Genomic DNA, 10,562 nt, shown 5'->3' with positions numbered 1-10,562 from the left:
AGTACTGATTCCGCTCCATCAAAGAACCCGCCAGAGTTGTCTGCAAGGTCTGTTTCCCAGTTACTTGTATTGCTGTTGGCATTCGTTCCAACACCTCCGAAGCTATCAATTCTTCCAGCTTCGATTCCGAAGAAATACAAGTTATTCAAACTAGCGTTTGTATCATCATCCCAGTCAACAATTGCATCGATATCTGGACCTCCATAAACAACACCTTCGGTAAATATGTGATCTTCACCTCTTGTTATTGAACCTTCAGGGCCGTCCAACTCAAAAGCAGAACCTGTATTAGGAGTAACAATAATAAAGTTTTCAACAACTCCATTGTAGTCCATATCAGTATCCATAGAATCATCAAATGAATTCCAAATCACCGCGCCATCTACAGAAACACTTCCTCCAAAGAATTCGATACCATCATCAGCATTTGCCACTACTTCAACATTACTAATGGTTGTTCCAGCACCAACACCACCTAAAGTCAATCCATTGATCTCATTTCCAGATCCAATATTGGTTCCACCATGTCTGATTGAAATATAAGATATTGTACCAGAATTATCATTTTCATCATCTCCACCATATAATCCATTTGGATCGGATGAAGGAATTCCTTCAATCTGTATTTCTGATAAATCTGAAGCCTCATCTGTTTTAGCTGTAATAGGTGCGTTACCCAAAACGATCACACCACCCCATAGACCTGATTGAGTCTCAGAAGTTGTACTTGCGTAATTTCCTGCCGCTACATCAGCCGGGTCTATTGGATCTAATATAGAAGTAAAAATAATTGGAAGTTCAGCAGTTCCCTGAGCATTTAACACTCCATCTCTCGCAACCAATAGAGCAGTAGCAGCAGCTCCTTGTCCTTCGTTACCCTTTATTACGGTACCCGCCTCAATAGTTAGTGTAACATCTGCCAAAACTGTTACTCGTGTATCAAGTTGATAGATATTGTCGGCTGTCCAAGTAGTGTTCTCTTCGATGTCACCTCTCACAATCACTATTGGTGTTGCACCAACTGAAAGTACATGAGTAACAACATCTGTATCTCCATCAACATCAGTAGCTGTAAAAGTGAAAACAATGTTCTCACCTGCATCTTCTTGAGTTGCAGTATAGCTAAACTCATAAGTTGCCGTAGTATTACCAGTCAAATCAACAGTTTCAAATGCAGTATCATCTTTGGTTACTACTAAACTAACCAGACCATCAGTTCCTTCAACACTAGCAGTTACTGGCCCTAATGTCCCAAAATTCTCAATTGATGCTGTTGCAGGAATTCCTGAAATCGTTACACCGTTGTCCGCAGCCGGATCATCATCATCGCTACAAGAAGATAGGTAAAACATTACCCCAAATGCAGCTAATAAACTTAAAATCTTTTTCATCACTTAAATTGGTTTTTAATTGCTTTTCAAATTGTGCCACAAATGAAAGCTTTAAATGTTACCTCAATTCATTGATGAGATTAAGCATTTATTAACTATGTAAACTAAAGTTTAATCTAATGTTAAGTTGATCAGATTCTACAATAAAAAAAGGCCTTTAAAAAAGGCCTCTCTATTTCTCAATGAATGATTTTACTGCTATTAATTAATTGTTAATTTGCACTTTGTTCAATATTGACCTTACAATTTCATTTGTATCGATATTGTCTGCCTCCGCTTCATAGTTTAGGATAATTCTATGATTTAATACGTCTGGTGCTACTTCTTTAATATCTTCAGGCAATACATATTCACGGCCATCAAAATAAGCCATGGCCTTAGCCGCCAGGTTTAGATTAATTGACGCCCTTGGTGAAACCCCAAATTGAATGTAATTCGCCTCTTCTGTTAGATTATAAGCTTTTGGATCTCTGGTAGCATGTACTAACTCAATAATGTACTTCTCCAACGACTCATTAATGGCCGTTTGGTTGATTTCGTTTCTGATATCAAAAATGTCCTGCTTCTCTAAAACGGTGTTCACCTTGAAGTCAAATGACATATTGGAGATTCTTCGCATTACCTCTAATTCCTGAGTTTTTGTAGGGTAATCCACATGCACTTTCATCATAAACCTGTCCACCTGTGCTTCCGGTAGAGGGTATGTGCCTTCCTGGTCTACCGGGTTTTGAGTTGCTAATACAAAGAAAGGCCTGTCTAGCTGAAAAGTGGTCTCGCCAATAGTCACCTGCTTTTCCTGCATCGATTCAAGTAAGGCCGACTGAACTTTTGCCGGTGAACGGTTGATCTCATCCGCTAAAATCATGTTAGCGAAAATGGGGCCCTTTTTCACCTCAAAGTTTCCTTGCTTCTGGTTGTAGATCATTGTACCAATTAAATCGGCTGGTAGCAGATCTGGTGTAAACTGTATTCGTTGAAAATCTAAGTGGAGCACCTGAGCCAAAGTACTTACTGTTAACGTTTTGGCAATTCCGGGCACTCCTTCCAGTAATATGTGGCTCTGTGTAAAAAGGCCAATCAACAAGCGATTGATTAAAGCTTCTTGCCCTACAACTACTTTGCCCATCTCAGCAAACACCTGTTTGATCTTTTCCTGATGCTCTCTTTTCTTGTCGTTGCTTACTACTGTTTCTTCCATAGTTACGTTCTTTCCACTAATCCCCTAACGAGATATATCTTACTTTTGGTTTAATATTAGCGCAATATTAAAAAATATGGCTCAAAATTTTGATAAGGGGTGATTCTGATTTGGTAATGGCAGTATTTATTAACAATATTTAACCAACATGAGAAAATTTGTTATTGGTGATATACATGGTGCTAACATTGCGTTGGAGCAATGCCTGGAAAGAAGCGCTTTCGATTTTGCCAATGACTTACTTATTTCTATTGGAGATATCTGTGATGGCTGGCCTGAAACAAATCAATGTTTTGAGACTTTATTAAAGGTTCAACACTTTGTACTCACTATGGGCAACCACGATTTTTGGGCATTAGAATGGGCTCTGGGTAATGAGGTAAGCCCAGCCTGGTTGGCTAATGGTGGTGAAAACACCCTTAAAAGCTATCCTGACGGTATGCCTGAATCACATTTCAACCTTCTTTCAGCTGCAAAAAGTTATTACGAGTTAGATAATAAATTATTCGTACACGCAGGTATCGATACATCGCTATCAATGGAAAACCAAGATTCCAGCATTTTACTTTGGGATAGAAACTTCTTCGAAAAGGCTATTGCCGAATCGATGAAAGAACATCCAACCAGTTTAACATCTTATAAAGAAGTATTTATTGGTCACACACCAATTCATAAATTAGGACATACTAAACCTATTAAGTGTGCTGAAGTTTGGATGATGGATACCGGTGCAGGTTGGGGTGAAAAATTATCTATAATGGATATTGAAACCAAAGAAGTATTTCAAAGTGATCGGGTGGAAAACCTTTATCCGAAAGGTGCTGGCAGAAATTAGTGGTTATTTTAACTCAACTACCTTCGCCTCTGCACTATTGATGTAACTGTTTAGGTAGTTGTTAATCTCTACAGTAGGCTTATGTAAATCAATCAACAATTTAGCCTCCTCCAAAGACGAAAACGGCTGCTCCCGATCATAAAAACCAAAACCTAAATAGGCGCCTTTTTCGATAACTATGAGCGTTTGTTCATCCTCATTACGACCTTCACCTAATATGGCTAAAGACCGATCATCATTATCAAACGATTTTATGGCTTCTTCTAGTCGACTATTATAGGATTTTACAGATTCCTCACCACAACATGCCCCTTTACAATTTCCTAATTTCACGTCATAACACTCGCCACCCACCTTTTGAATGCCACATAACTTTGGGCACAGCTCAAATTCTTTCATCACACCCATTAAGTAATGGAAGCCATCGGCATGTGAGTTAAACTCAATAATTGGCGGCACCCCTTTTATTTTCTTGCTGACATTAAATCGTTTATAACCTTCACGATCTTCGTATATGTATATGCCCCATTGGTTAGATATATATTTTTGTGATCGGTTATACTTTGGCCATAGCCTTTTTATCTCCTGAGACTCTAAAACAAGCGCCACCAACTCATTTCCGGTAAGTTGATAATCTATGTGGTGAACCTCGTTTCTGATATATTGATTTCGACCATTTTTTGAAGTACCTGAAAAATGACTGGTAATCCGTTTTTTGATATTGACGGCCTTACCCACGTAAATCACATTACTTTTTTCATCCAGAAAATAATAAACGCCAGGCTGCTCGGGCAGTGCAAGAAATTCCTGTTTTGATAAGTTTGGCGGTAGGGTGGTCTCTTTTGAATTCCGCTTGAGGGCATTGCGAACTGCGTCAGGATTTTCGTTTAAAAGTATTTCAAATAAGATGGTTGTAGCTTTAGCATCTCCCGAAGCTCGATGCCTGTTTTCAATGGGAATTCTAAGCGATTCACACAAGTTACCAAGGCTGTAAGACCGCTGATTAGGAAAAACCTGTCTACTTAGACGAACCGTACATAACTTCTTATTGACAAATAAAAACCCTTCTTGCTCAAATGCCTTTTTGATGAAAGAATAATCGAAATGCACATTGTGCGCCACAAAGATTTTATCTTGTAGTAATTCGTGAAACTGCTGAGCTATCTGAGAAAACGTAGGCGCTGAATCTACCATTTCCTGCGTGATGCCAGTGAGACCAGTAATATAGCCTGGCACTACCTGCTCCGGATTCACCAATGTCTGAAACTCATCTACCACTTTTTCACCATCATGTATATAGGCAGCAATCTCAGTTATGCGGCTTTTGCCTGCAAAACCTCCTGTGGTTTCAATATCTACAATGGCGTACATGCTACTAATTTACTTTGACTAGAAAAATTAACAGCGAGCTATGAGGAATGATTTCAAAAAAATGAGAAATGATTCACACCTATTTTTATTGTGGCTAACATGCTTCTCTGAAAATTTACAATGCATCGGCTACTTTTATTAACTTACATTGATTTATGTTTGGCAGATTAATAAGCAACTACTTAAAAACCTACTGGCTCACTGCTACTTTTTTTGGATATCTGATCTTTTCAGTAACCATTAAAAGTTATGCGGGATTAGACTATACAATTCCTTGCTTGATTCACTACACAACAGGTATCAAATGCCTTGGTTGTGGACTTACAACTGCAGCCACAGATTTACTTAGTTTAGATTTAATGAGTGCCTACCAATCCAATCCTTTAATTTTTATTGTACTTCCTGCATTAGTTTTTCTACTTATAAACCATTGGAGAAAATACTTAAAAATGCAAAGGTAATATGCACCTACACCTGATCGGTGTGCATTTTATAATAATCTCTAACTACCTGCTGTAAGAAAATATAGTCTGTCTGATTATCCTTTATTTTAACCCCTAGTTTAAGTTCTAGTTTTAAAGCAAGCTGACTAATATTTGGATGATTTTTTGCATCGGCTCTGTTATCAAGAATCTCACTTATTAACTGGACTTCTCTGTCAGATAATTCTGACACTTCAGGGTACATGATCACGTGATCTTCATTCACACTCATTTCTGAAAGAATTTCACTTTTCAATTTCGCCTCAGACTTCACGTTAACAACGATTGTACCTGCAGCTAAATCACCAAGTCTTTGATTTTTGCTCGTAAAGAAAATAACTGCTAGTCCAATCCCATAAAAAGTGTCTATTGGCCTGAGTAAGAAACGTAAAAAATAGGCGCTGAGTCCGGCTGCATTTCCATCTTTTTTCATTACCCTGATACCTCGGTATCTTTTCCCTACACTCTGCCCATTCATAAAAATCTCACAAATAAGGTGATAGAAGAAAATAGGGACGAACATAAAGAATGTGGCATACCCTAGGTCTATAATAGACCCAATAAATAATATCGACAGGGAAATTCCGGCTATAACCAGTGCATCAATTAAATAGGCAATAAGCCGATCAGCAATGCTCGAATTTTCATAATTGATTTGGACATTCTGATGCGTATTGACGTATATTGCCATGAATTTTTTATGTTCAATTAATGAGAGAAATTAATTTTTTTCGCAAAAATGAAAAAAAATGGGCGGAAATAGACGATTTGCTCTCAACATCTGGTTCCATTTCAGCCGATCGCCTATCTGATTTATATATTCAGCTCACCGATGATCTTGCTTATGCACAGACCAATTATCCTGAAAGTAAAACTGTTGCCTATTTAAATTTATTGGCTGGTAAAGTTCATGGCAACATCTATAAGAATAAGAAAAAAAGCAGATCGTTTTTAATTGACTTTTTCGCTAAAGAATTACCTCTTATCATTTACAAGTACAGAAAGGCTCTATTGGTTTCACTCATTGTTTTTTCATTGTCTTGTTTGATTGGTGCATATTCAACACATGTAGATGAAACTTTCCCCCGATTAATTATGGGAGACCAGTACGTTGATATGACCATTGAAAATATTGAAAATGGGAACCCAATGGGAGTATATGAAAGTATGGAACCTGTACCAATGATTCTATTCATAACTATCCATAACATTCGAGTAACGGTGATACTCTTTGCTGCAGGCATCTTTTTTTCTGTCTTTACAGGGTTTTTATTGTTTAGAAACGGCATTATGCTGGGGTGTTTTCAATATTTTTTTTACACCAAGAAACTCCTCTATATCTCGGCTTTGACCATCTGGGTTCACGGTACCTTGGAAATAGCATCTATTGTTATTGCTGGTGGTGCTGGGCTGGCGCTTGGAAATAGTTTCATGTTTCCGGGCACCTATTCGAGGCTTCATTCATTTCAGGTGGCAGCGAAAGATAGCATTAAAATTATTGCAGGCTTAATTCCCATTTTTATCGTTGCGGGCTTTTTAGAGAGTTTTGTTACGCGATATTCTACTGTATCTACCATACCGGCAGCAGTAATAATACTGTTATCTATGCTTTTTTTACTATTTTACTTTATTTACTACCCTTATAAACTACATCAACATGCAACAAATTAACTTTCAGAAAGAGCGAGACTTGGGGCAAACATTAGAAGCTGCTTCCATCTTCATTAAACAACACTTTTTTAATATCCTCAAGCCAACCTTAATAGTGGTTATTATACCTCTTGTTTTAGGTGCTTTGTTAATGGCTTCAGGAATGAAGGAAATGTTCGGCAGTCAGCAATATATAAATTCAACCGATGCCTTTTTTAACTACATGATTAATATGCTTTCCTCTTATGGATTAATCATGATTGCGTATGTTTTAGGCTACGTTGTAATTATCGGATACATCAAACTTTATGCTTCAGGAGTTGAGAATATTACGTTAAATGATTTATTGCCAATTGTTAAATCAAAGGCTATTTTTTTAACAATAAGTTCCATTGCACTAGTAGTAGTAATGTATATTGGCTTGATACTTTGCGTTCTACCAGGCATATACCTTTCAGTTGTACTTGTTCACTTTTATGCTGTTGCCATTATTGAAGATGCCGGTTTTGGTGAATCATGGAAAAGGTGTTTCTATCTGATCAAAGATAACTGGTGGTCCACATTTGGGTTATATATTGTCACCTATTTAATTTCTTTTGGTATAATGATTTTAGCCTATATTCCAATGTATGCGATTATGGGCATGCAAATGTTTAAAGCTTCATCTGAAAATGACCCTACCGCTATGTTTGAGTCAATGTCTAATATGGCTTATTTTCTGCCAATTTATTATTTAATCGGTTTGGTTATCACGATTCTTTGGGCAGTTATATCCACATTCAGATACTATTCCCTTGTAGAGAATAAAGATGGCAGTGGTGAAAAAGAACTTATCAATCAATTATAATTTATTCGCGCAGGGTTGAGATTCGGGATAACGCTATTTCTGTTTGTTGCTATCACATTTAATCTATTCGGAACTTCTGACACGCTCAATGTTAGAGATGTCAGAAGTTTTGACTCTTCAAAGCTGGAGCAATACCGTGCTGATTCAGATTTTAATTACTCAACTGGTTCAGCCCAAGTAAGCTGGTGGATAGGGTTCAGAGAGTGGCTTGCTGATCTTCTACAGGATTATTTTCAAGATAAAGATGAAGAAGCAATCGGACAGATAGTTTATATAATTATTAGAGTTCTACTATGGGCGTTGGCGCTCACTGCTATTGGCCTTGTGCTATACAGCCTATACAAGAAAGGAGTATTTGGTTTAATTGGAAGAAAGCGACACCAGCTAACCATGTCAGACGATGACCTTCTACTAATAAAGGAAGAGATCGAATGGGAGAAGCTGATACGGCAATCCATTCAGAACCAAAAATACAATGAGGCTATTCGATATTTGTTTTTACAGGTATTAAAGATTCTTTCAGATTTAGGAAAAATCGAACTTAATAAGGCTAAATCCATCAGAGACTACCAACGGGAACTGTCAATAGAATATTCAGATCAATTTGCTCTTTTGGCCCGATGCTATCAATATGTTTGGTTTGGCGGAGTAACTATTGACAAAAAGCATTTTGAAGATTTGCACGCCACTTTTAGAGATTTTAATGAAACTGTAAATGTGGAATAAGTACAAATACTATATCGTTTCAGGAATAGCGCTGGTGCTTATTGGCGTGTTGGAATCAATTAGGCCAAAAGAGGTAACATGGCTTGAATCCTACTCAAGATATGACAAAATTCCTTATGGTAACTTTGTATTGTATAACGAATTGGAGAGTATATTTTCTAAATCCATTGAATCGTCAAATGAATCATTATCACAAGCTCTTGATAATACTCAACGCAATGCTAACCTAATAATTATTAATAACGCATTTCAACCTACTGAAGTAGAGCTGGAGGCACTCTTAGAGTTCGTGAATAATGGCAATCAGGTCTTTATAGCCAGTAGGACAATTTCGCAAGAATTATTGGATACCCTGCACCTGAGCATAGAAAATAGTTTTGACGATGAGATTAAAACCAGCTACAAATTCTATTTAAAGGATGACAGCACCAGCTATATTGCACCCAATCAGAGCATGTTCTTCCATTCATATTTTGCCAATTCTGATGATAGAAATTATCTGGGGTTTAATTCAGTTGATCAGCCCAATTTTGCGTATTCAACATTTGGTGAGGGTAAAATATACCTCCATTTAACCCCAAATATCTTCTCGAATGTTTTTATACTATCAGATCAGAATCATCAATACATAAGTCAGGTATTATCTTATTTACCTGATCAGCATACCATCTGGGATGAATACTACAAAGCGCGAAAAAACTATATTAGTAAAACTCCATTTCAACATGTTTTAACCACTGAAGGGTTACAACAGGCTCTTTATCTTCTTCTGTTGGGCACACTATTGTATATCCTTTTTGCATCGAAAAGGAAGCAAAGAATCATACCTGTTTTACCGATGAAGGCCAATACAACGGTTGAATTTGTTGAAACGATCGGACAGCTTTATTACAATGAAAGCGATCATAAAGACATTGGAATGAAAAGGATAGATTACTTTCTTGCCGAAGTAAGGGAAAAGTACAGGTTGGATACGGAAGTTCTTGATGACACATTCGCCAAACATCTTTCAAACTCTTCGGGAGTGCCTTTCGAGGATGTTAGCCTTTTAGTTACAAATTTCAAAGTTATTCGGGCAGTAGCCAATGTGCTGGATGAACGAATAATTGAACAGGAAAAATTGATAGAAAACTTTTATAAAAAAGCCAGATCTTATGGAAAATGATAATATTTTCGAATCACGCGTTGATCTCTCCGTGGTTCAAGAAACTTTTGAGGCCATTCAAAAAGAGATAGGAAGTGCTGTGTTGGGGCAGCAAAAAATCGTAGAGCAATTAACCATTGCTTTATTCTGTGAGGGCCATGTGTTGATTGAGGGAATGCCTGGAGTAGCTAAAACTTTGACCGCCAAATGCCTGTCAAAAACGGTAGATGCGAAATTCAGCAGAATTCAATTCACACCGGATTTAATGCCCAGCGATGTTATCGGCACAATGATCTATAATCCAAAGTCTACAGAGTTTGACTTTAAATCAGGACCAATATTCGCTAATGTTATTTTAATAGATGAAATAAACAGAGCTCCGGCTAAAACTCAGTCATCGCTGTTTGAGTGTATGGAGGAAAGGCAGATTACGGTGGATGGTGTTCGGTATGAACTGGAATCGCCTTTTATTGTCATTGGTACTCAAAATCCTGTGGAACACGAAGGTACCTACAGACTTCCCGAGGCACAGTTAGATCGCTTTATGTTTAAGCTCATTGTAGATTACCCTAACCTGGATGATGAGCAGAAAATATTAGAATTACACATGACTGGTGGTATCCATCTAAATCTGAAAAACATCAATAAAATTATTGATGCTAAAAAGCTGAAAGCAATACAGGAAACGGTAAAACAAATTAATGTGAAAAGTGAGATACTGCATTATATAGCCAGTCTCATTCATGAAACGCGTAATAACCCAAACATTTATTTAGGGGCATCACCAAGAGCGGGTATCAGCCTGTTGCACAGTGCCAAAACGTATGCAGCGGTACAAGGCAGAGATTTCGTAACTCCTGATGATGTGAAGGATATGGTTATTCCAGTTTTGAATCACCGCATCATGTTGAGTCCTGA

Annotated in this window: 11 protein-coding genes; 7 read left to right on the top strand and 4 right to left on the bottom strand. The window is 37.5% G+C overall.

Annotated elements, in window-relative coordinates:
- A partial coding sequence (locus RLO81_RS07515; RefSeq protein ID WP_350109499.1) for a beta-helix domain-containing protein occupies window positions 1-1,391 on the bottom strand: 1,391 nt, incomplete at its 3' end.
- A gap of 205 nt (window positions 1,392-1,596) precedes the next feature.
- Window positions 1,597-2,589 carry an AAA family ATPase gene (locus RLO81_RS07510; RefSeq protein ID WP_350109496.1) on the bottom strand — a complete coding sequence of 331 codons (993 nt, stop codon included), beginning with the start codon at window positions 2,587-2,589 and terminating at the stop codon, window positions 1,597-1,599.
- 148 nt (window positions 2,590-2,737) lie between these two features.
- Between RLO81_RS07510 and RLO81_RS07505 the strand changes: the two genes are divergently transcribed.
- On the top strand, window positions 2,738-3,424 hold the full coding sequence (locus RLO81_RS07505) for a metallophosphoesterase (protein WP_350109493.1): 687 nt from the start codon (window positions 2,738-2,740) through the stop codon (window positions 3,422-3,424).
- A gap of 3 nt (window positions 3,425-3,427) precedes the next feature.
- Here the strand turns inward: RLO81_RS07505 and RLO81_RS07500 are convergent, their stop codons facing one another.
- A complete protein-coding gene (locus RLO81_RS07500; RefSeq protein WP_350109490.1) occupies window positions 3,428-4,795 on the bottom strand; it encodes an exonuclease domain-containing protein in 1,368 nt (455 codons plus the stop codon).
- A gap of 155 nt (window positions 4,796-4,950) precedes the next feature.
- Between RLO81_RS07500 and RLO81_RS07495 the strand changes: the two genes are divergently transcribed.
- Complete coding sequence (locus tag RLO81_RS07495) at window positions 4,951-5,256, top strand: DUF2752 domain-containing protein (protein ID WP_350109487.1); 306 nt, start codon at window positions 4,951-4,953, stop codon at window positions 5,254-5,256.
- 7 nt (window positions 5,257-5,263) lie between these two features.
- Here RLO81_RS07495 and RLO81_RS07490 read toward each other — a convergent pair whose 3' ends face one another.
- Entirely contained in the window at window positions 5,264-5,968 is a 705-nt protein-coding gene (locus RLO81_RS07490) for an RDD family protein (RefSeq protein WP_350109484.1), read from the bottom strand.
- Window positions 5,969-5,988: 20 nt separating this feature from the next.
- On the opposite strand from RLO81_RS07490, the gene RLO81_RS07485 reads away from it, so the two are divergent.
- The 5 genes from RLO81_RS07485 to RLO81_RS07465 all read left to right on the top strand — a co-directional run.
- Window positions 5,989-6,948, top strand: coding sequence for a stage II sporulation protein M (locus tag RLO81_RS07485; RefSeq protein WP_350109481.1), 960 nt, complete (start codon window positions 5,989-5,991; stop codon window positions 6,946-6,948).
- Complete coding sequence (locus RLO81_RS07480) at window positions 6,935-7,774, top strand: DUF7847 domain-containing protein (protein WP_350109478.1); 840 nt, start codon at window positions 6,935-6,937, stop codon at window positions 7,772-7,774. Before RLO81_RS07485 ends, RLO81_RS07480 begins: the two co-directional genes overlap by 14 nt.
- 15 nt (window positions 7,775-7,789) lie before the next feature.
- Window positions 7,790-8,500 (top strand): hypothetical protein, encoded by a 711-nt coding sequence (locus RLO81_RS07475; RefSeq protein ID WP_350109475.1) that lies wholly within the window; start codon window positions 7,790-7,792, stop codon window positions 8,498-8,500.
- Entirely contained in the window at window positions 8,490-9,665 is a 1,176-nt protein-coding gene (locus RLO81_RS07470; protein WP_350109472.1) for a DUF4350 domain-containing protein, read from the top strand. The genes RLO81_RS07475 and RLO81_RS07470 overlap by 11 nt, the downstream gene beginning before the upstream one ends.
- On the top strand, window positions 9,655-10,562 hold a 908-nt coding region (locus RLO81_RS07465; RefSeq protein ID WP_350109469.1), incomplete at its 3' end, for an AAA family ATPase. The genes RLO81_RS07470 and RLO81_RS07465, both read left to right, overlap by 11 nt.

This window comes from Fulvivirga sp. (genome assembly GCF_040220315.1).
GTDB lineage: Bacteria > Bacteroidota > Bacteroidia > Cytophagales > Cyclobacteriaceae > Fulvivirga.
The sequence above is the reverse complement of the archived record's forward strand: the minus strand, read 5'-3'. Positions and strand labels throughout refer to the sequence as shown.